Raw genomic sequence first — 19,558 nt, forward strand, 5'->3', positions numbered from 1 at the left:
GAGAGCAAACACACGTGATCCATGGCCGGTCCCCGCGACCCACCCGGACGAGGGACCGGTTCGTTTTCCGGTCCGGGTCGCGCGTCATCCATACGGCGGTCCGGCAGTCCATTCGAGATGGTCGGCGACACCATGACCATCCGCTCGAAGGGAGGTGAACATGCGAACGTCCCTCGGCATCTCCGCCGGGGCCGAGGTCGTGTGCTCGGCGTTGGTTTCCACCGCGCCGAACGGCATGCAGAGCTTCGACTACCGCGTCGTCTCGGCCGACGCGGCCCATTCCGATCTCGGTGACCTGGTGGCCTCCTCGATCGAGCTGATGACCACCCAATTGCCGACCACGCAGCATCCGCGTGAGATCATCCGCCCGGCCGGTGGGCGTTTCGCGGGTGGGCCACGCGACTTCGAGCCGATCACCGGGCACCCGCCCACCAGCGTCGCGGTCGCCTACCGCACCAAGGAGCAGGCGCAGATCATCCGCTCGGCCACCGGCAAACAGCGTGAGCTGCGGCTGATCCCCGAGGGCACCGCCGCGCTGACGTACCTGCGGCACACCGGCCTGCTGGACCGCTACGAGACGGTCGCCATCGTCGACCTCGGCGCCTCCGGGCTCAGCGTCACCGTCGCCGACCGGGCCGACGGCTCCCTGCTCCGTTCCGATCGCACCGCGGCCGTCAGCGGCAAGGCGATCGACGAGCTGATCTACCACCATCTGGTGGACCTGCACTTCGCCCGGCGCGGCACCCGCCCCAACCGCGGCATGCTCACCAACCGCGGCCGCGCGGCGAAGGAGCACCTGTCCATCGCGCCCGCGGTCACCATCGACCACGTCGCGGGACGCCCGCTGAAACTGACCAGGGCCGATTTCGAAGAGTTGATCGCCGACCTGCTGCGCGACCTGGCGCGATTCGTCACGGCGGCGTTCGCCCGGGCGCCGCGCGAGCCGCAGGCCGTCGCGGTCATCGGCGGCGGCGCCAACATCCCCGCGGTGCTCGACACACTCACCGCCGCGCTGGACGTCCCGGTCTTCACCGTGCCCGACCCCGAGGCGGTGACCGCGAAAGGCGCGGCCTTGGTCGCCGATTCGGCGCAGCCCTCGGTCTTCCCGGTGGGCGCGCTCGGCGGCGACGCGCCCGCGGGGACGGTCACCAAGGTGTTCGGCACCCTGGCCGGTGCGATCGTGGTAGTCGGGCTGATCGTCGGTTACGGGGTCAAGACGTTCGCCCCCACCGCGGACGACGAAGTCTCCCCCGCCGGGACCACGAGCAGCGCCTCACAACTGCCGACCGTGACCTCCGCACCGTCCGCCACCACGGCGGCCACCACGCCGCACGGCCACACGCCGGACAGCACCGGCAGCGCGCCGACGACCACGGAACACGGACCGCAGAGCACCACCGGCCGGCCGTCGGGCACGCAGGTGACCACGCCCACGCAGCCAACGCTGCGCCCGGATCCGAACCTTCCGCCCATCCCGTTCCCGGAGCTGTTCGGGCCGATGTTCGGGAACCCGAATGCGACACTGGGCGGTTCGCCCGATCCGCAGTCGAGCCGGACATCGTCGTCCGCGGCGCCGAGCGCCACGGCGCCCGGCACGAGTCCCACCCAGGCGCCCGCGCGATCGAGCCTGCCGCTTCCGCTGCCGGGGAATTCGGGATCCGCGTCCAATTCCGGACTGCTCGCACCGAACTGATCCGGCCGCGCCCTCCGCCACGCCGGCTCGCCGCCCGGCCGTTCACCCGGTCCGCTCAGGTCAGCGGACCATGCTGACCGACACCGGCAGGCCGGGGTCGGTGGCGACCGTCAGCGGTGAAGGCGCCGCGCCACCGGCGATGACATGCGCGCCGAGCGCGGCGATCATCACGCCGTTGTCCGTGCACAACCGGGGCTTGGGCACCCGCAGGGTCAAACCGGCGGCCGCGCAACGCTCCTCGGCCATCGAGCGGATCCGCGAGTTGGCCGTCGCGCCGCCCCCGAGCACCAGCGTGCCGACACCGACGTCCTGAGCCGCGCGAACCGCCTTCATGGTGAGCACATCCGCGACGGACTCCTGGAACGAGGCCGCGATATCGGGGATGGGCAGGTCCTCGGCCGCGATGCCGTCACGCTGGGCCGCCTCGACATAGCGGGCCACCGCCGTCTTGAGGCCCGAGAAGGAGAAGTCGTAGCGGGGATCGCGCGGCCCGGTCATGCCGCGGGGAAAGGCGATGGCGCGCGGATCACCGGTCGCCGCGGCGGCATCCAGCGCGGGACCGCCGGGGAAACCCAGCCCGAGCAGGCGTGCCACCTTGTCGAACGCCTCGCCCGCCGCGTCGTCGACGGTGCTGCCCAACTCGACGATCGGCTCGGACAAATCCGTGACATGCAGCAGGTGAGTATGGCCTCCCGATACGAGGAGTGCGACGCACGGCGGCATCGGCCCATGTTCGAGGGTGTCGACCGCCACGTGCCCGCCGAGATGATTCAACGCGTAGAAGGGCACATCCCACGCCGCCGCATAGGCTTTCGCGGCGGCGACCCCGACCAGCAGCGCACCGGCCAGGCCGGGTCCGATGGTCACGGCCAGCGCGTCCGGTTTCGCGATGCCCGCGGCCGACAGCGCGCGGCGCATGGCGGGAACGATCGCCTCCAGATGCGCGCGCGAGGCGATCTCGGGGACGACACCGCCGAAGCGCGCGTGCTGCTCGACGCTGGAGGCGACCTCGTCGGCGAGCAGTTCGCAGGTGCCGTCCGGGTGCCTGCGGACGATGCCGACACCGGTTTCGTCGCAGGAGCTTTCGATGCCCATGATGATCACGACAGCACCTCGTCCCGCGTGCGCCACCTGTCGTCGCTGGTCAGCGCGGGTCGGCGCATCGTGTACGCGTCCGCGCCGCTGGGATGGTAGTAGTTCTTGCGCAATCCGATGATGTGGAAGCCGTGCTTGGCGTACAGCGCGATCGCCGGGGCGTTGTCGGTGCGGACCTCGAGGAACACCGGTCCACCGCGCCGGTCCGCCTCGGCGAGCAACGCCTCCAGCAGGAGGGTGCCGACACCAGCGCGATGACGGCCCGGGTCGACGCCGATGGTGTGCACCTCCGCCTCGGGGTGTTCGGCGTCACCCAGCAGGGCGATGCCCGCGTAGCCCACCATTCGCCCGTCCTCGTCGCGTGCGGTGATGTACCGGTTGTGCCGACCGGCCAGCTCCGACTGGAATGCCACGGCGGCCCACGGGTCGTCCTCCGGGAACAGCAACTGCTCCAGCTCCACGCAGCGGGTGATGTCGGCCGCCACCATGGGCGCGATCCGGATCGCCACGGACCTCACGCTCCCATCCGGTCGAGCCGGCGGTAGGCGTTCTCCACCGCGTCGGGCCTGCGCAGGTACAGCGGAACCAGCGGCTCCGGCACGCTGCGCGCCAGCAGGCCGGGCGCGGCGACGCGCACCAGTCCGGCGGGCGAGGGCGTCTCGGCGGGCAAGACCGGCAGATCGAAGAAGTCGACGTGCGAAGCGGATCCGGCGATCGCCGTCGCCTGGCCTGCGTCCAGGTCCGAGGGCTTGCACACTTCCGGTCCGGCCACGCGCGCACCCGCCCGGTACCGCGCCCAGTACACCTCGCGCCGCCGCGCGTCGGTCACCACGAGCAGCTCGGCTTCGGGCGACAGCTCGACCGGAGGCGGCACGGCCGGGTCGACGGCCGCGTCGGCGGCGATCGCGTCGAGGCTGCACACGCCGTACACCGGGATGCCGAGCGCGTCACCGAAGGCGGCCGCGGTGGCCATGCCGACCCGCAAGCCGGTGAACGGGCCCGGGCCGATGCCGACCACGATCGCGTCGATGTCGGTTCTGGAACGACCTGCCTCGGTGAGGCATTCGAGGATCTGCGGCGTGAGCACCTCGGCGTGGGCGCGGGGATCGACCCGCACCCGAGAGGCGACGGTGCGTACCCGGACGGGATCCGCCGCGCCGGCGCCCTGCTCCAGGTCCACCAGTCCCGCTGTGACGGCGGGTGTCGCGGTGTCGACGGCTAGTACAAGCATGATTGGGCCAACGATACCGGGTGGTAGGCGGCACCGATGCAGAGCTACCTGAGAGCTAACCCACCCATTCCCAGATCGCGGTGCGCACATCCGAATCCGGCTCGCGCGACAGCACCACGCGCAGGTGCCGCTCCGACAGGTGCTCCACCACGCCGCGACCCCACTCCACCACGACCACCGCCTGATGCAGGTCGGTGTCCAGATCCAGCGCGTCCAGCTCGTCCAGATCGCCGCCGAGCCGGTAGGCGTCCACGTGCACCATGGGCACCGCCGGGCCGCCGCCCTCGCGCTGCCCGGCGCGGTGCTGACGGGCGATGATGAACGTCGGCGAGCTGACCCGACCCTGCACGCCGAGCCCCGCGGCGATGCCACGAGTGAGCGCGGTCTTGCCCGCGCCGAGCGGACCGTCCAGCACCACCAGATCCCCGGCGCGCAGATTCGTCGCCAGCTCCCGGCCCAGCGCCTCGGTGTCGGCGACGGTGGGCAGTACCCGCTGCCCCGGATCAGCCACGGGCCACCTCCGCGGCGTCTCCCGACGGGTCGATCGCGCCCGCGCGCACGAGCAGTCGATCCAGCGCGGCGTTGACGATGTCCGGGTACTGCATATGCGGCATGTGCGCGGCGCCGTCCAACCGGATGAGTTCGCTTTCGGGCAAGGCGGCGGCCAGCGCCCGCGAATTGCGGAACGGGATCACCAGGTCGTGCCCGCCGCCGAGCACCAGTACGGGTGTGCCCGCCAGCGCGGGCAACGCCGCCGACTCGTCGTGCAGCTCGATGGCCTGGAGGAACTTCACGATGGTCTCCACCGGCGTCTGGTCGATCATCAACGTCGTGAAGCGCGACAGGGTGGGGCTCACGGTGCCGTGGAACGAGCTGACGTGCAGGATCGGCGTGATCACTTGCCGCGCGGTGACGCGGCCGGCCTGTACCAGGGCGGGAGCGGTGTGCACCGCCAGCCGGAAGCCGTCGATCGCGGGATTGCGCAACAGCTGCCCGATCCCGGCCCGGGCGACTCCGGCGGCCGTGGTCGACAGCAGCGCGACCCCGATCACCCTGGCAGCGAAGAGATCCGGATAGCGCGCCGCCGCGGCCAGGATCGCCATCCCGCCCAGCGAATGCCCGACCAGCACCACCGGTCCGGCCGGGGCGGTGGCGTTCAGTACCGCGACGAGGTCGCGGCCGAGCTGGCCGACGGTGCAACTCGCCGCGCTCGGCACGCCCGAACGGCCGTGCCCGCGCAGGTCGAACAGCACCATGCGAACCCGTGGACCCCACAACTTCTCCAGGTCACGACGCTGAAAATGGAAGGACGCCATGCTGTTGCAGAAGCCGTGCACGAAAAGCACGGTCACCGGTGCGTCGTCGGGGCCGCAGGTCCGCGTGGCCAGGGGCACGCCGTCGTCGGCGAGCACCGTCCCCGCGCGGTCGGCATCGATCAGCGCGAAATTCTCGTCGCGGTAGTCGTCGCCCCGGGCGGGCCACAGCACGCGCGCGCCCGCGCGACGCAGGGCATGGGCGCCCGCCAGCGCACCGACGACACCGACCGTCGCCAGCCCGCCGCGCAGCGGGGTCACCCGGAAGCGGCTCATCGGGCCCCACCGATATAGCGCCGGGTGACCCGGCCGCGCGGCGAACACACCACTTCGTAGTGGATGGTGTCGAGCAGGTCTGCCCAATCCTGGGCGTGCGGCCGGGTACCGAAGAGAACGGCGATGTCGCCTTCCTGGACCCCCGCCTTGTTGTCACCGAGATCGACGACGAACTGGTCCATGCACACCCGCCCTACATTCCTGCGCAACGCTCCGCCGAGCCAGACGTCGAATCGTCCGCTCAACGGGCGGAACACGCCGTCGGCGTAACCCGCGGGAATCAGCGCGACGGTGGTGTCGCGCGGCGCGATCCACTGATGTCCGTAGGAGACGCCCTCGCCGGCCGCCACTCGTTTGACCAGGGCGACCCGGGCCTGGAACGTCATCGCGGGCCGCAGGCCGAAATCGTTGTCCGGTATCGGCGACAGTCCGTACATGGCGATGCCCGGCCGGACCAGGTCGAAGGCCAGATCGGGGCGGGTCAGGGTGGCGGCGGAGTTGGCGATGTGCACCAGCTCCGGCTCCAGGCCGTGCTCTTTGGCCGTGGCGATCGCGTCCAGGAATCGGGCGCGTTGCCCGTCGTTGTTGGGGTGCTCGGGTTCGTCGGCGTGCGCGAGATGGGAGAAGATCGCGCGAAAGCGCACCGCCTGCTCGTCGACCAGAGCGCGCAGCGCCGTCAGCACTTGCGGATATTCACTCGGCGAGACGCCGTTGCGGTTCAGGCCGGTGTCCACCTTCAGCGTGACCGTCGCGGGACGGCCGGTGTCGCGGACCGCGGCCTCGACCGCGCGCAGATGGGTCGGCGAAGAGATCCCGATCTCGACGTCGGCGGCCACCGCGGGCGCGAAGTCGGTGTCCGCGTTGTGCAGCCAGCACAGGATCGGCGCGGTGATCCCGGCCGCGCGCAACTGCACGGCCTCGCCCACGGTCGTGACGCCCAGTTCGGCCGCGCCCGCCGCGAGGGCGGCCCGGCCCACCTCTACCGCGCCGTGGTTGTAGCCGTCGGCCTTCACCACCGCCATCACCGCGGCGTCGCCCGCGTGTTCCCGCAGGATTCGCACGTTGTGGGCGATGGCGTCGAGGTCGATGACCGTTTCCACTTGCGCTGTGCCGCCTCTCCGCCTGTTCAGGCCGTACCAGTCGGCCGCGCTGGATTCGCGTTCAGGTCCTGCGTGCGGTGCCGCCTGAATTGTCGGCGTACCCGGCGAGTTACCCATGTGCTCTCGAAATCGGTCGGTGCATTGGTTCCGGTCGAGTCTATTGGCGTGCTCGGTTCTGGTTCCACTCGGTTCGGATGGCGCTGCGCCCGGTGTGCGGAGCGCCACGACCAGCACCGATCACGCCGACGCAGGGAGCGCGCAGCACAATGCGCCGGACACTGCCGAACGGACCCGTCCGACCAGGCCGGCGTGCCGTCGGCTCCGCACGGAGGTCGTAGCGCGGCGAGCGCGGTTCGACACGACCCACATCCGCTCGACAGCCGACCTTGCCGTTGCGGGCTTCGCAGCTGGTCGGCGCATGCTCCGGGCTAGCCGCCTCGGCGAGACGAGCGGGTAGGCGTTCTCCGGTACTTCGGATCGGGCGTGCCGATGCCGCGTTCGGGCTCGGCGCCCGGTTCCTCGGCTCAGCGCGCGAACCGGTCAGAAGGGGTGGGCGAGGCCGCGCAGGACGCCGATCGCGGGACGGACGTGCGCGGCGAGGACGCTCGCCGAGATGGGGGCTCCCTGGGGCGCCCCGTCGTGGGCGGCGAGGTTCGCGGCCAGCGCGTGTACTCGCGCGGCCGCGGCGGCCGACCAACCGGGATCCCGGCCCGCCGCCAGCAGCGTTCCGATGATGCCCGAGAGCACATCGCCCGCGCCCGCCGTCGCCGCCCACGACCCACCCGCCTCGTTGACGAGCACGGGACGGCCGGGGGCGGCGACCAACGTGGCGCGGCCCTTCAGCAGCACCGTGACCTGCCAGGCCTCGGCCAGGTCGCGGACCGCGGCCACCCGGTCGGGGCCGACCTCCCGGCCGGTGAGGCGAGCGAACTCGCCCGCGTGCGGAGTCAGGACCGTCGGCGCCGCGCGGTCGCGCACCAGTTCCGGCTGCGCGGACAGCAGCGTCAGGCCGTCGGCATCGATCACCACCGGAAGGTCGGTGGCCAGGATTTCCCGTAGACGCTCCCTGGAGTCGGGGCCGGTGCCCGCGCCGGGACCGAAGACCCACGACTGCACGCGACCGGCCGCGGCGACTTCCTCGGTGGCGATCACTTCCGGAAAGTGATCGAGCACCTCGGCGGCCGCGGTCCCGGCATAGCGCACCATCCCCGATGTGGCCGCCACGGCGGCGCCCGCGCACAGCACGGCAGCGCCCGGATAAGTTGCGCTACCGGCACATACGCCCGTCACGCCCTGCGTGTATTTGTCGTCGGCAGGGCCGGGGATCGGCCACGCGGCGCCGATCGATGCCGGCTCCAACGCGACCAGACCCGGTTCCGGAAGACGTAAGCCGATGGGAACCAATTCGATCCGGCCGCACTGCGCCGCCGCGAGGGCGTGCACCGGTTTGTAGGCGCCGAAGGCGACCGTGACGTCCGCGCGGACGGCCGGGCCTTCGATCGCGCCGGTGTCCGGGCCCACGCCGCTGGGCAGGTCGGCCGCGACGATCGGGGCTTCCAGCGCCGCAACGATTTCCGCGGCGCGCGGCCGCAGCGGCCCGCGACCGGAGATGCCGACGATACCGTCGATCACCAGGTCGGGGTGACCGACGTCGTCCGCCACTCGACCACCCGCTCTGCGCAGCGCCGCGAGTCCTTCGGCGTGCGCTCGCCGCGGATCGAGCAAGACCGCGGTGACCGCGACGCCGCGGCGGCGCAACTGCGCACCCGCCCAGAGCGCGTCACCGCCGTTGTCGCCGGATCCGACCAGAAGTGTCACCGCCCGTCCAGCGACACCGCCGGTGCGCTCCCGCAGTTCGCCCGCGACCACCGTCGCCAAACCGTGCGCCGCACGACGCATGGGCACACCGTCCGGCACCCGGGTGAACAACTCGGCCTCCGCCGCGCGCACCTCGTCTACGGTGAAATAGCCCCGCTGCGTGGACATCGCCGCTCCCTCCGTCGGTGTGGCCTACTACGCTTGGCCATCATGCCAAGCGTCCGCCGCACCAGGACCGTCCGCGTCGTCACGGGAGTCGCCCTGGCCGGCGCGCTGCTGCTGTCCGGCTGCGGCGGCGACGAAGCCGATTCGGCCGCCACCACCATGAGAAAGCCGGCCCGGTCGAGCACCACCGCGCCACAGACCGGCGAGCGCAAGCCCGCCGCCGCCGCCATCGCCGTGGACGACATGAAATTCTCGCCCGCCGAGGTCACCATCGAGGTCGGCGACACGGTCACCTGGAAATTCGGCGACAAGGTCCCGCACTCCGTGCAGGGCATCGGCGACAAGGCGATGGGCATCAACAGCCCGATCTTCGACAAAGGTGAGTGGAGCTACACCTTCACCACACCCGGCGCCTATCGCTACCTCTGCTCCTTGCACCCGGAGATGCGCGGCACGATCACCGTCCGATAGCGAAATAACGCGCCGAAACTGCCGCGCGTCACACCGGGCGGTACTCCCGGGGCCGGGCACCGCGGGCGGAACTGGTGTTGAGCGCTTCGACCGCGGCCACGAGCGGAGCGAGTTCCGAGTTGGCGGCCGCTTGACCGAGGGCGCCCGCGAGTGCGGCATCGTGCGTGGGCCGGGCCTGCTCGAGCAGGTCCAAGCCCGCCGGAGTCACGTCGGTGTAGATGCCGCGACGGTCGTCGGGGCAGAGGTAACGCTGAAGCAGTCCGCGATCCTCCAGCCGGGAGACCAGCCGGGTGGTGGCGCTCTGGCTCAGCACCACGGCCTCGGCGACCTGGTTCATCCGTAGGTGCCCGCCCGGCCCGTCGTGCTGGCGGCTGAGGACCACCAGCAGCGAGTACTCGCGAACGCTCAGATCGTGCCCGGTTTGCAGGGCCCGCTCGATGTGCGCCTCGATCCGGTCGTGCAGCAGCGAGAGTGCGTACCAGCCATCGGCGAGGCCGGTCAGGGCGGCATCCGCGGTCATCGGCGTTCCTTCGCGTCGGGATTCGTGCCTCCAGGATAGCCAGAGTCAACAATAGCCCGCGCTTGCAATTAAAGAGCGCCTGCAATTATTGTGGACGCCCGTAAGGATCTGACGCAAACAACTGTGGAGGCTCCCGTGCCCCTCGCACTGCTCGCCCTGACCCTCGGGGCATTCGCCATCGGCACGACGGAATTCGTCGTCGTCGGCTTGCTGCCCGACATCGCGGGCACCTACGCGGTGACCATCCCCACCGCGGGTCTGCTGGTCACCGGCTACGCGCTCGGCGTCGTGGCGGGTGCGCCGCTGATGACCGGTCTCGGCACCCGGGTCTCGCGCAAACGCATGCTCCTCGGCATGCTGACGCTGCTCGTCGTCGGCAACGTCCTGTCCGCCGTCGCGCCGACCTTCGCACTGATGCTCACCGGGCGCATCGTGGCGTCGCTGGCCCACGGCGCGTTCTTCGGCATCGGCTCGGTGGTCGCCGGGACCCTGGTCAGCGCGGACCGGCGCGCCGGTGCGATCGCGATCATGTTCACCGGGCTCACCGTCGCCACCGTGGTGGGCGTACCGCTGGGGACGCTGCTCGGCCAGCACTTCGGCTGGCGGCTGACCTTCTTGTTCGTCGCGCTGATCGGGGTGATCGGTCTGGTGGGCGTCGCGGCGCTGGTGCCACGGCAGCCCGTCGCGGCGAACGCCGGGCTACGCCCCGAACTGGCGGTGTTCCGCAACCCCCAGGTGCTGCTGGCAATGGCGATGACGGTGCTCGGCTTCGGCGGCGTGTTCGCCGCGATCACCTATCTGGCGCCCATGATGACCGAGGTCACCGGCTACGCGGAGAGTTCGGTCACGTGGCTGCTGGTGCTGTTCGGCCTCGGCTTCTTCGCGGGCAACTTGATCGGCGGCAGGTTCGCCGACCGCCATCTGATGCCGATGCTGTATCTCACGCTAGGCGGGCTCGCCCTCGTCCTCGCGCTGTTCACCGTCACCGCACACGACAAAGTCGCCGCCGCCGTCACGGTGGTGTTGATCGGCGCGCTCGGGTTCGCGACCGTTCCGCCGCTGCAGAAGCGCGTCCTCGACCAAGCGGCGGGCGCGCCCACCCTGGCCTCCGCGGTCAATATCGGCGCCTTCAACCTCGGCAACGCCGTATCGGCCTGGCTCGGCGGGGTGGTGATCGCCGCCGGCTTCGGCTACACCTCACCGAACTGGGTCGGCGTCGGCTTGGTCCTGGTGGCGCTGCTGCTCGCGGTGCTGTCGGGCCGCCTCGAGCGTCGCGCGACGCCCGTCGTCCCGGACGAGCCCTTGGCCGCCGTGCTATTCCACGGTGACGGATTTGGCCAGGTTACGGGGCTTGTCGACGTCGTAGCCGCGGGCCTGCGCCACCTCGGCGGCGAAGATCTGCAGTGGGATCGTCGACAGCAGCGGCTGGAACAGCGTCGGCGCGCTGGGAATCTCGATGAGGTCGTCGGCGAACGGACGCACCGTGTCGTCGCCTTCCTCCGCGATCACGATGGTGCGCGCGCCGCGGGCCTGGATCTCCCGGATATTGCTCAACAGCTTGGAGTGCAGTACCGCGCGCCCCTTCGGCGACGGCATCACCACGATCACCGGAAGACCATCCTCGATCAACGCGATCGGCCCGTGCTTGAGCTCACCCGCCGCGAATCCCTCCGCGTGCATGTAGGCCAGCTCCTTGAGCTTGAGCGCGCCCTCCAGCGCCACCGGATAGCCGACGTGCCGTCCCAGGAACAACACCGTCGGCACCTGGGCCAGCTCCCGCGCGATGGTCCGCACCTGAGGCGCGGTCTCCAGCACGCGCTCCACCAGCTTCGGCATCGCCTCGAGCTCGGCGAACTCGCGGGCCACCTCGTCCGGGTACTTGGTGCCGCGCGCCTGCGCCAAGGCCAGCCCGACCAGGTAGTTCGCGGTCACCTGGGCCAGGAACGCCTTGGTGGAGGCGACGCCGATCTCCGGCCCGGCCCTGGTGTAGAGCACCGCGTCGGACTCGCGCGGAATCTGCGCGCCGTTCGTGTTGCAGATCGCGAGGACGCGCGCCTTCTGCTCCTTGGCGTGGCGCACCGCCTCCAGCGTGTCGGCGGTCTCGCCGGACTGGGAGATCGCCACCACCAGCGTCGAACGGTCCAGCACCGGGTCGCGGTAGCGGAACTCACTGGCCAGCTCGACCTCGACGGGCAGCCGCGTCCAGTGCTCGATGGCGTACTTCGCCAGCAGACCCGAGTGGTAGGCGCTACCGCACGCGACGACGAACACCTTGTCGAAATCGCGCAGCTCCTGGTCGGCGAGACGCTGCTCGTCCAGCACGATCCGGCCCGCGCCGTCGCGGTCGGTGCTGAAATGCCCCATCAAGGTGTCCGCGACCGCGGCGGGCTGCTCCTCGATCTCTTTGAGCATGAAGTAGTCGTGGCCGCCCTTCTCGGCGGCGGCCAGGTCCCAGTCGATCGTGAACGGGCGCGAACTCGCCTCCTCGCCCGCGAAGTCGGTGACCCGGTAGCTGTCCAGCGTGATCACGACGGCCTGGTCCTGGCCGAGCTCGACCGCCTCGCGGGTGTGCTCGATGAACGCCGTGACGTCCGAGGCGATGAACATCTCACCCTTGCCCACGCCCACCACCAGCGGTGTGGATCGGCGCGCGGCCACGATCATGTCCGGGTGGTCGGCGTGCGTGAAGACCAGCGTGAACGCGCCCTCCAAGCGGCGCAGGACGGACAGCGCGCTGGCCGCGAAGTCACCGGCGGTCGGGCCCTGGGCGTACGCGCGGGCCACCAAGTGCACGGCGACCTCGGTATCGGTGTCGCTGTGCAGTTCGACCCCGGCGTCCTCCAGTTCGCGCCGCAGCGGAGCGAAGTTCTCGATGATGCCGTTGTGCACCACGGCGACCTTGCCGCTGTCGTCCCGATGCGGGTGCGCGTTGCGGTCGGTCGGCGCGCCGTGCGTAGCCCAGCGGGTGTGTCCGATGCCCGTGGTGCCCACGAAGCGATCGATCCCGGTTTCGGTGAGCTTGGCCTCCAGATTGGCCAGGCGACCAGCCTTGCGTTCCACCGCCAGCGTGCCCGCGCCGTCCAGGATCGCCACGCCCGCGGAGTCGTAGCCGCGATATTCCATGCGGCGCAACGCGTCAACGACGACGCCGAGCGCGTCTCGGTACCCGACGTACCCCACGATTCCGCACATGGCTCACCACACTACTTATCGGATAACGTTCACGTCGTGTCGGCGTCTGTGAAATCGCTATTGAGCACCCTGACCAGCCGCGGCCCGCACCGCGTGTTGCGAGGCAATCTGGCCATCGCCGGACAGCCGGGGGTGGTGTTCACGCCCGAAACGGGGCGGAATCTGCCTGCCGTCGCGTTCGGACACGGCTGGCTGACCGGGGCGGGCCACTACCGCACGCTGCTCGAACACCTCGCTTCCTGGGGAATCGTGGCGGCCGCGCCCGATACCGAGCGCGGGCCGATCCCGTCACATCTGGGACTGGCCGCCGATCTGCTCACCACGCTCGACATCTGCACCGGCGTGCGGCTCGGCGACGGCGAGATCAGTGTGCATCCGGAGCGCCTGGCCCTGGCCGGGCACGGCATGGGCGCGGGCGCCGCCGTCATCGCGGCGAGCCGCCGCGACGTCGCCACCGTCGCGGCGCTGTTCCCCGCGCCGACGGCGCCCGACGCCGAAGGCATCGCGCCCGAGCTGGACATTCCGGCATTGATCCTGGCCGGTGCGACCGACATCACCTCGGTCAGCTCCAACGCCGTCCCGCTGGCCACCGCGTGGGGCGGTCCCGCGATCCTGCGCGCCATCGACAAGGCCTCGCACAACGGCATCATCGAAGGCCGTCGCGTGCTCGCCGCCGTGGGGGCGGGAAAGCACGAAGCGAAGACCGCGCGCACCACCCGCGCCCTGCTGGCCGGTTACCTGCTCGCCACGCTGGCGGGCGACAAGACCTACCGCGCCTTCGCCGACCCCGACGAGGTCATTCCACATACCGCGGTCGTCGATCCGGAAGCCCCGCAGGAGAAGGAGCCACCGAAGCTGAAGGTCGGACAGCTCGCCGCACTGCTGCGGCGATAGCCCGGCCCCGCGACATCCGGAGTGCCGATCAGATCAGCCAGCTCTTGCGTCGATAGAAAGCGGCCTCCTCGTCCTCCTCGTCGACCGGTGCCACCGTTCGATTCGCCCGACGTGCGGCCATCGATCGCGCGATGGCCGCATGTTGCTCTTGCGCTTCCTCTTGCAGCCGTCGCTGCTCCTCCGCCTCGGCGGCGGCCCTGACGAGGTTCTCGGCGTGCGTCGCCCAGAACTCGTCCATGTCGGCGGTCAGGCGGTCGGCGAACTCCCGGCCGGTCGCCGCGGTCTGTTCGTTGATCGCCTGGATCTCGTCGAGGAGCAGCGACATGCGGCGCTGGTTCTCGGCGGCGAGTTGCCTCGCTTCCTCGGCGTAGTCGACCATGCTGCGCCTCCTTGTTCATTCGGTGTGCGGACTCGTCGCCGCCGGGCTCACAACGGCCCCGCCTCGGCGAAATCCGCGTCCAACGGGCCTGCTTCGGCGAGTTCCGCGCCGCCGTCCACCGGGGCGTCGGGGTCCGGCTCGCGTCGGTCCGGCAACGGCTTCGGGTAGTGCTCGCCGTCTTCCTCACGACGGGCGCCCGGCAGGGTTCCGCCCGGCAGGCCGGAGCTACCGTCGTCGGCGTCGGATTGCGGGGCCGGACCAGGCAATATCTCTTCCTCCTGAGATTCCGGCGCGGGAGGCTCCTCGTTCCGCTGCGCCTCCGGGGCCGCAGGCGCCGAGGGCTGCGCGTCATCGGTTTTCTGCTCCATCGAGATGACCGGTATCCCCTGTTCGTTCAGCTCGACGGTGAACTCCTGCCGCGCGCCCGTGGCATCGGAGAGAAGCAATTTCAGCCGGCCGTCCGGGCCCATCTCGAACTCGACATGCTTCCCGCCGAGGTCGAATTCCGCCGCGGCGTGCGGCTCTGCGGCTCGCTCTTCGTTGTTCTGATCGTCGGCTTCGGCGTTCTGCGGATCGATACTCTGCATGAGCTTCTCGATCGCGTCATCGACTCCGCTTGTGATGATGCCGCTCAGCGCGGCCACGCCCTGCTCCACCGCTCGACCGAGACCCGTTGCCAGCGGCTCGAATTCCTGTGCCACCTGGCTGAGCGCGGCCAGCCCGTCCAGCCCGGACATCCTGGGTGCCGGGGTGGTCGGGGTGCTCGGCGTCGTCGGGGTGCTCGGCGTGGCCGGGGTGCTGGGAGTGGCCGGGGTGCTGGGAGTGGCCGGGGTGCTGGGAGTGGTCGGCGTCTCCGGCCCCACCGTGCTCGGTGTCGCCGGTGTGGTCGATACGGGCACGGTGCTCGCCAGCGGCGTGGCCGCGGGTGTGCCAGGCAGACTCGTTTGCTGGGGCTTGTCCGGGCCGGACGGTGTACCCGGCTGCGTCTGCGACGGGCCTTCCGGGCGCGGATAGGCCTGTTCGGACAGTTGCGCCAACGCGTCCGTGAGGTTCTTGTACTGATCCTTGAACAATCGATCGACCTCGGAACAGACGTCGACGTAGGACGCCAGCTTGCGATCGAAGTCCGGCTTGAAGGTCTTGGTCAGCCACTCTTCGGTGACGCTGCGCACCCGATCGCCGTACGCGCCGGTGAGCAAATTCTTGCTGTCGGAGTTGAGGAAACCGAGCACACTTTTGTTGATCTTGTCCTCCGGCACGGCCAGCGCGGGAAATATGCGGCCGAGTTCGCGCACCTGTTCCGCGCTGATCCATTCCCGCGCCTTGTGCACGTCGACGATGACTTTCACCTCGTCCGGAGTCTTTCCGTCGATCTTCACCGCCTTGCCGCCGCCCACCGGACCCTCCAGCAATTCCCGGGTGGCGAATGCCTTCGCGGCCACCGCCGAGCGCAGCGCGTTCGCCAGATCGGCGATCACGGTCATGGCCGCCCTGGCATGCTGCCGGTCCTCGTCGGCGAGGACCGACTGTTTGCCGAGCATGTCGAGCGCGGCGGCGGCGGCCGTGCCCTGCCACAACTCGGGCAGCCGCCGGGTGTAGCCCTGCTGCGCGTCCCATTGCCGATCCACTTCGGCGAGAGCGACTTTCAGCGCCTCGCCCGCCTGCTCGAGCTTCTCCAGCCGGGTGCCGCGCTGCTCGTCGTACCTCGCCAGCAGCGTGCCGAGGTCACCCCGGCCGCCGTTGCCGCCGAACGCCGCCTCGTACAGCGGCATGAACTCGATCCAGTACTGCAGTCCGGCGCTGCCCTCGTCCAAGAGTGCGTCGATCGCCTTGCCGTGCCAGGAAATAGTCATGATCCCGACTCCTCGAAGGTGTGGCGCCGCCGGTGCGAGCACAGGTCGTTCGGCGGTCTCATGACTTGTTCGTCTCGGACGCGCGCTGCCGGTCGGTCTCGGCATAGACCACCACGGCTGCTCCCAGCGCGTCGGCGGTGGCGGTGGTGGCGTCACTCCAATTCCGCAGCCACGCGCCGATCCGTTGCAGCCCTTGATGCACCGTGATGCCCTGCGGCCCGTAGTTCCGGCCCGCCTCGCCGCCACTGCCGAACAGATGGTCGGCCACTCGCTTCGCCTGATCGCGGACCGCGTCCGCCGATCTTCGATAGTCGCTGCCCAGCGCACCCAATTCCCCCGTGCGGACGCCGACCATTTCCGACCCGCCCACGTTTCCCCTCCCTCTTCACAGTGTCATCGCGCGGCGCGAAACTCGTTCGCGCCGATTGCCGCCGTACTTCCTTCGACGCAACACGCCGACACTCGGTTCCCCCGAATTCCACTCGCGCGGAGACGGTCAGCTGCCGATGCGGCCGCGGTCGGTGCGGACCCATTCGGAGGTGCCGTCGGGGTGGCGGTGGAATTCCCATGCGGCGTAGTCGCCGTCCTTCTCCACCACGGTGACGTGGTCGGCGAAGCCGTCGTGGTCGTAGTCGGTCCAGACCTGCATCGCCTCGTCACCCGTGGTGGTGATGGTGTCCAGGGTGCCGTCGCCGTCGATGTCCTGGGTCGGGTGCTGCAGTTCGATCGCACCCAGTCCGCCGAGGGACGAGGACGCGTCGATGCCGGGTATATCCAGACCGGGGAATTCGCTCGAGGTGATCATGACTCCTCCTCAGCAGGACTCGTGCGCTGGCGCGATGCCGCCACAGCGGCATCGTTCCATCCTGACACCCGCGCGGGCTCCACGCAGCCCCCGAGTTCACTTCTTCGGCATCAGCAGCCACAGCACCAGGTAGAGGACGAACTGCGGACCGGGCAGCAGGCACGACACCACGAACAGCAGCCGGACGACGTTGGCGTTCCAGCCGAGGTACTCGGCGATGCCACCGCAGACGCCTGCGATCCACTTGTCGTGGGTGGAGCGGGTGAAACGGCGGGTGGGGGCGGTCATTGGTCTTCCCTCTCGTGCGGTGATCGCTACGAGTTCCACTCTGCCCGCCACCACGGGCCTCGCCATCGGCCCGACGACCGATTCCGACCCTGATTTCTCCCGGGGCCGACCTCAGGGTGCAACCCCGAGCACGGCAGACTCGTGCTGGTGAGCACCACTCTGCATGCCCGCGGCCTGTCGGCCGCTTACGGCGAGCGCACGCTGTTCGCCGACCTCGACCTGACCCTCGCGCCGGGCGACGTGATCGGCCTGGTCGGCGTGAACGGCGCGGGCAAGTCGACCCTGCTGCGCATGCTCGCCGACCGGCACTCGCCCACGGGCAGCATCACGCTCAGTCCCCCGGACGCGACGGTCGGCTATCTCGCCCAGGAGGCGCAGCGGGTGCGCGGCGAGAGCGTCTTCGAATTCCTCGGGCGCCGGACCGGTGTCACCGAGGCGCAGCGAGCGATGGACGCTGCGGCCGAGCGCCTCGCCGAAGGCGGGCCGGACGAATACTCCCCCGCACTGGAACGCTGGCTCGCCCTCGGCGGCGCGGACCTGGACCAGCGCGCCCATGAGGTCGCCGCCGATCTGGGCCTCGCCGACAGTCTGCCGAGTGGCCTGGACACCCCGATGACCGGTTTGTCCGGTGGCCAGGCCGCCCGCGCCGGGCTGGCCTCGGTCCTGCTGTCGCGCTTCGACATCCTGCTGCTGGACGAGCCGACCAACGACCTGGATCTGGACGGGCTGGCCCGGCTGGAGCAATTCGTCGCCGGCGTGCGGGTGCCGCTGATGGTGATCAGCCATGACCGGGAATTCCTGGCGCGCACCGTGAATCGCATCGTGGAACTGGATCTCGCTCAGCAGCAGGTCGGGTGGTATGACGGCGGTTACGAGTCGTACCTGATGGAGCGCGAGATCGCGCGCAGGCACGCCCGGGAAGCCTACGAGGAGTACGCCGACACGAAAGCGGGCTTGGAGACCCGCGCCCAGATGCAGCGCAACTGGCTCGAACACGGCGTCCGCAACGCACGCCGCAAGGCGCGCGATCCCAGGAAACTGGACTCGGACAAGGCGGGCCGCAAGATGCGCGCCGAATCCACCGAGAAGCAGGCGGCCAAGGCCAGGCAGACCCAGCGCCGCATCGAACGACTCGAGGTGGTGGAGGAGCCACGCAAGGAATGGGAGCTGCGCATGAGCATCGCCGCGGCCCCGCGCAGCGGCTCGGTGGTGGCGACACTGTCCCAGGCGCGGGTCACCCGGGGTGACTTCACGCTGGGCCCGATCACCACCCAGGTGGACTGGGCGGACCGCATCGTGCTCACCGGGGCGAACGGCTCGGGCAAGTCCACGCTGCTGGCGCTGTTACTGGGAAAACTATTGCCGGACAGTGGAAGCGCGAGCCTGGGCTCCGGCGTCCGGATCGGCGAGGTGGACCAAGCGCGTGGACTGTTCCGCGGTCCCGCCGCGCTGGCCGACACTTTCGGCGCCGAACTCCCGGAGTGGCCGGAGGCGGAGACGCGCACTCTGCTGGCGAAATTCGGCCTGCGTGGCCCGCACGTGCTGCGCCCGTGCGACACCCTCTCCCCCGGCGAACGCACCCGCGCCGCGCTCGCCCTGCTCCAGGCCCGCGGGGTAAACCTGCTCGTGCTGGACGAGCCGACCAACCACCTGGACCTTCCCGCCATCGAACAGCTGGAGCAGGCCGTCGAATCCTTCACCGGCACACTGCTCCTCGTCACCCACGACCGCCGCATGCTCGACACGGTCCACGCGACCCGGCGTTGGCACATGAACGCGGGGGTACTCACCGAAACCCATTGACCACGACCGTCGCGACCCGGCCGCTGTCCGTCCAGGCCGTCCAGGATTCAGGCACCCGGTTGTTCTCGCAGGATCAGGGCAGAAGTGCGTAGATGTACATGTCTCGTGGCGCGCCGTCCACCTTCTGCCATCGGCGCAGCAGCCCTTCCCGTTCGTATCCGGCTGCTTCGGCGGCTCGCCAGGACCCTTCGTTCGCGGGTTCGACGAACAGCTCGAGCCGGGAGATTCCGTCGTGGGTGGCGGCCCAGGAACTGAGTACGCGCAGTGCGCGGGTCGCGTACCCGTGGCGTCTGTAGCGCTGAAGAACCCAATACCCGACCGAGGCTCTGCCGTGGTCGATATTTCGACGCCATAACCCGATCTGCCCCACGGCGGTATCGGTTGCGGGGTCGGTGATCGCGAACGACCATCCCTCGCCGTTGATCGCTCGTCGGTGCTGGCGTTGGATGAATGCGCGAGCATCGAGGTGATCACCGTGGGCGACTACGGTGGTGTTCAAGGGAATCGCCGGGTCCTGTCCGGCCTCGACGACGCTGTCGGCGTCGGCGTCTGTGAAGGGTCGCAACCGCGTCTGCTCGCCCTCCAGTTCGGGCACTGTCAAGATCGTCATGACCTCGACTCAACGCGCGAGAACGCTGAGGCGCAAACGGATTTCGGGGATG

The 19,558-nt window shown here is 70.1% G+C and carries 19 protein-coding genes and 1 pseudogene; 5 read left to right on the plus strand and 15 right to left on the minus strand.

Features of this window, described 5'->3' with window-relative positions:
- Positions 1 to 160 precede the first annotated feature (160 nt).
- Entirely contained in the window at positions 161 to 1,693 is a 1,533-nt protein-coding gene (locus GVY64_RS05940) for an Hsp70 family protein (RefSeq protein ID WP_159839575.1), read from the plus strand.
- A gap of 60 nt (positions 1,694 to 1,753) precedes the next feature.
- Here GVY64_RS05940 and tsaD read toward each other — a convergent pair whose 3' ends face one another.
- From tsaD to GVY64_RS05975, 7 genes are all read right to left on the minus strand, one after another.
- Positions 1,754 to 2,797 carry a tRNA (adenosine(37)-N6)-threonylcarbamoyltransferase complex transferase subunit TsaD gene (gene tsaD / locus GVY64_RS05945; protein ID WP_159839577.1) on the minus strand — a complete coding sequence of 348 codons (1,044 nt, stop codon included), beginning with the start codon at positions 2,795 to 2,797 and terminating at the stop codon, positions 1,754 to 1,756.
- Positions 2,794 to 3,276, minus strand: coding sequence for a ribosomal protein S18-alanine N-acetyltransferase (gene rimI / locus GVY64_RS05950; RefSeq protein WP_195084848.1), 483 nt, complete (start codon positions 3,274 to 3,276; stop codon positions 2,794 to 2,796). The genes tsaD and rimI overlap by 4 nt, the downstream gene beginning before the upstream one ends.
- A gap of 26 nt (positions 3,277 to 3,302) precedes the next feature.
- Entirely contained in the window at positions 3,303 to 4,019 is a 717-nt protein-coding gene (tsaB, locus tag GVY64_RS05955) for a tRNA (adenosine(37)-N6)-threonylcarbamoyltransferase complex dimerization subunit type 1 TsaB (RefSeq protein ID WP_159839581.1), read from the minus strand.
- Positions 4,020 to 4,074: 55 nt separating this feature from the next.
- Entirely contained in the window at positions 4,075 to 4,530 is a 456-nt protein-coding gene (tsaE, locus tag GVY64_RS05960) for a tRNA (adenosine(37)-N6)-threonylcarbamoyltransferase complex ATPase subunit type 1 TsaE (RefSeq protein WP_159839583.1), read from the minus strand.
- On the minus strand, positions 4,523 to 5,608 hold the full coding sequence (locus tag GVY64_RS05965) for an alpha/beta fold hydrolase (protein WP_159839585.1): 1,086 nt from the start codon (positions 5,606 to 5,608) through the stop codon (positions 4,523 to 4,525). Before GVY64_RS05965 ends, tsaE begins: the two co-directional genes overlap by 8 nt.
- Positions 5,605 to 6,825, minus strand: coding sequence for an alanine racemase (gene alr / locus GVY64_RS05970; RefSeq protein WP_159839587.1), 1,221 nt, complete (start codon positions 6,823 to 6,825; stop codon positions 5,605 to 5,607). Before alr ends, GVY64_RS05965 begins: the two co-directional genes overlap by 4 nt.
- Before the next feature lie 423 nt (positions 6,826 to 7,248).
- Positions 7,249 to 8,694 (minus strand): NAD(P)H-hydrate dehydratase, encoded by a 1,446-nt coding sequence (locus GVY64_RS05975; protein ID WP_159839589.1) that lies wholly within the window; start codon positions 8,692 to 8,694, stop codon positions 7,249 to 7,251.
- A 42-nt stretch (positions 8,695 to 8,736) separates the two neighbouring features.
- Between GVY64_RS05975 and GVY64_RS05980 the strand changes: the two genes are divergently transcribed.
- The gene (locus tag GVY64_RS05980; RefSeq protein ID WP_159839591.1) at positions 8,737 to 9,162 is read left to right on the plus strand and encodes a cupredoxin domain-containing protein; all 426 of its coding nucleotides are present in this window, start codon (positions 8,737 to 8,739) and stop codon (positions 9,160 to 9,162) included.
- 28 nt (positions 9,163 to 9,190) lie between these two features.
- Here GVY64_RS05980 and GVY64_RS05985 read toward each other — a convergent pair whose 3' ends face one another.
- Positions 9,191 to 9,682, minus strand: a complete 492-nt coding sequence (locus GVY64_RS05985) for a MarR family winged helix-turn-helix transcriptional regulator (protein WP_159839593.1) — start codon at positions 9,680 to 9,682, stop codon at positions 9,191 to 9,193.
- Between the two features lie 135 nt (positions 9,683 to 9,817).
- On the opposite strand from GVY64_RS05985, the pseudogene GVY64_RS05990 reads away from it, so the two are divergent.
- Positions 9,818 to 10,960, plus strand: a pseudogene (locus GVY64_RS05990) (MFS transporter); the annotation flags it as partial.
- A 36-nt stretch (positions 10,961 to 10,996) separates the two neighbouring features.
- Here the strand turns inward: GVY64_RS05990 and glmS are convergent.
- Positions 10,997 to 12,874 (minus strand): glutamine--fructose-6-phosphate transaminase (isomerizing), encoded by a 1,878-nt coding sequence (glmS, locus tag GVY64_RS05995; protein WP_159839595.1) that lies wholly within the window; start codon positions 12,872 to 12,874, stop codon positions 10,997 to 10,999.
- Positions 12,875 to 12,910: 36 nt separating this feature from the next.
- Between glmS and GVY64_RS37165 the strand changes: the two genes are divergently transcribed.
- The gene (locus GVY64_RS37165; RefSeq protein WP_201297924.1) at positions 12,911 to 13,768 is read left to right on the plus strand and encodes a poly(ethylene terephthalate) hydrolase family protein; all 858 of its coding nucleotides are present in this window, start codon (positions 12,911 to 12,913) and stop codon (positions 13,766 to 13,768) included.
- 28 nt (positions 13,769 to 13,796) lie between these two features.
- Here the strand turns inward: GVY64_RS37165 and GVY64_RS06005 are convergent, their stop codons facing one another.
- The 5 genes from GVY64_RS06005 to GVY64_RS06025 form a co-directional block, all read right to left on the minus strand.
- A complete protein-coding gene (locus GVY64_RS06005) occupies positions 13,797 to 14,147 on the minus strand; it encodes a hypothetical protein (protein ID WP_159839599.1) in 351 nt (116 codons plus the stop codon).
- Positions 14,148 to 14,194: 47 nt separating this feature from the next.
- Positions 14,195 to 16,000, minus strand: coding sequence for a hypothetical protein (locus tag GVY64_RS38630; protein ID WP_201297915.1), 1,806 nt, complete (start codon positions 15,998 to 16,000; stop codon positions 14,195 to 14,197).
- Positions 16,001 to 16,058: 58 nt separating this feature from the next.
- Complete coding sequence (locus GVY64_RS06015; RefSeq protein ID WP_159839601.1) at positions 16,059 to 16,370, minus strand: hypothetical protein; 312 nt, start codon at positions 16,368 to 16,370, stop codon at positions 16,059 to 16,061.
- Positions 16,371 to 16,496: 126 nt separating this feature from the next.
- The gene (locus GVY64_RS06020) at positions 16,497 to 16,805 is read right to left on the minus strand and encodes a DUF6802 family protein (protein ID WP_159839602.1); all 309 of its coding nucleotides are present in this window, start codon (positions 16,803 to 16,805) and stop codon (positions 16,497 to 16,499) included.
- A gap of 96 nt (positions 16,806 to 16,901) precedes the next feature.
- A complete protein-coding gene (locus GVY64_RS06025) occupies positions 16,902 to 17,093 on the minus strand; it encodes a PspC domain-containing protein (RefSeq protein WP_159839603.1) in 192 nt (63 codons plus the stop codon).
- Positions 17,094 to 17,240: 147 nt separating this feature from the next.
- Between GVY64_RS06025 and GVY64_RS06030 the strand changes: the two genes are divergently transcribed.
- Positions 17,241 to 18,896 carry an ABC-F family ATP-binding cassette domain-containing protein gene (locus tag GVY64_RS06030; protein WP_159839604.1) on the plus strand — a complete coding sequence of 552 codons (1,656 nt, stop codon included), beginning with the start codon at positions 17,241 to 17,243 and terminating at the stop codon, positions 18,894 to 18,896.
- 73 nt (positions 18,897 to 18,969) lie between these two features.
- Here GVY64_RS06030 and GVY64_RS06035 read toward each other — a convergent pair whose 3' ends face one another.
- Positions 18,970 to 19,506, minus strand: coding sequence for a GNAT family N-acetyltransferase (locus tag GVY64_RS06035; protein WP_159839605.1), 537 nt, complete (start codon positions 19,504 to 19,506; stop codon positions 18,970 to 18,972).
- Between the last annotated feature and the right edge of the window lie 52 nt (positions 19,507 to 19,558).

This window comes from Nocardia sp. CY41, assembly GCF_009829325.1.
In the GTDB taxonomy this organism is placed as follows: domain Bacteria; phylum Actinomycetota; class Actinomycetes; order Mycobacteriales; family Mycobacteriaceae; genus Nocardia.

What these genes read in the sequence shown, in the direction of transcription:
- GVY64_RS06035 (WP_159839605.1), bottom strand. Translation starts at nt 19,506, where the DNA reads ATGACGATCTTGACAGTGCCCGAACTGGAGGGCGAGCAGACGCGGTTG.
- GVY64_RS38630 (WP_201297915.1), bottom strand. Translation starts at nt 16,000, where the DNA reads ATGACTATTTCCTGGCACGGCAAGGCGATCGACGCACTCTTGGACGAG.
- glmS (WP_159839595.1), bottom strand. Translation starts at nt 12,874, where the DNA reads ATGTGCGGAATCGTGGGGTACGTCGGGTACCGAGACGCGCTCGGCGTC.
- GVY64_RS06025 (WP_159839603.1), bottom strand. Translation starts at nt 17,093, where the DNA reads ATGACCGCCCCCACCCGCCGTTTCACCCGCTCCACCCACGACAAGTGG.
- GVY64_RS06005 (WP_159839599.1), bottom strand. Translation starts at nt 14,147, where the DNA reads ATGGTCGACTACGCCGAGGAAGCGAGGCAACTCGCCGCCGAGAACCAG.
- tsaB (WP_159839581.1), bottom strand. Translation starts at nt 4,019, where the DNA reads ATGCTTGTACTAGCCGTCGACACCGCGACACCCGCCGTCACAGCGGGA.
- GVY64_RS05985 (WP_159839593.1), bottom strand. Translation starts at nt 9,682, where the DNA reads ATGACCGCGGATGCCGCCCTGACCGGCCTCGCCGATGGCTGGTACGCA.
- alr (WP_159839587.1), bottom strand. Translation starts at nt 6,825, where the DNA reads ATGGGTAACTCGCCGGGTACGCCGACAATTCAGGCGGCACCGCACGCA.
- GVY64_RS05975 (WP_159839589.1), bottom strand. Translation starts at nt 8,694, where the DNA reads ATGTCCACGCAGCGGGGCTATTTCACCGTAGACGAGGTGCGCGCGGCG.
- GVY64_RS06020 (WP_159839602.1), bottom strand. Translation starts at nt 16,805, where the DNA reads ATGATCACCTCGAGCGAATTCCCCGGTCTGGATATACCCGGCATCGAC.
- GVY64_RS05965 (WP_159839585.1), bottom strand. Translation starts at nt 5,608, where the DNA reads ATGAGCCGCTTCCGGGTGACCCCGCTGCGCGGCGGGCTGGCGACGGTC.
- rimI (WP_195084848.1), bottom strand. Translation starts at nt 3,276, where the DNA reads ATGGTGGCGGCCGACATCACCCGCTGCGTGGAGCTGGAGCAGTTGCTG.
- GVY64_RS05980 (WP_159839591.1), top strand. Translation starts at nt 8,737, where the DNA reads ATGCCAAGCGTCCGCCGCACCAGGACCGTCCGCGTCGTCACGGGAGTC.
- GVY64_RS05940 (WP_159839575.1), top strand. Translation starts at nt 161, where the DNA reads ATGCGAACGTCCCTCGGCATCTCCGCCGGGGCCGAGGTCGTGTGCTCG.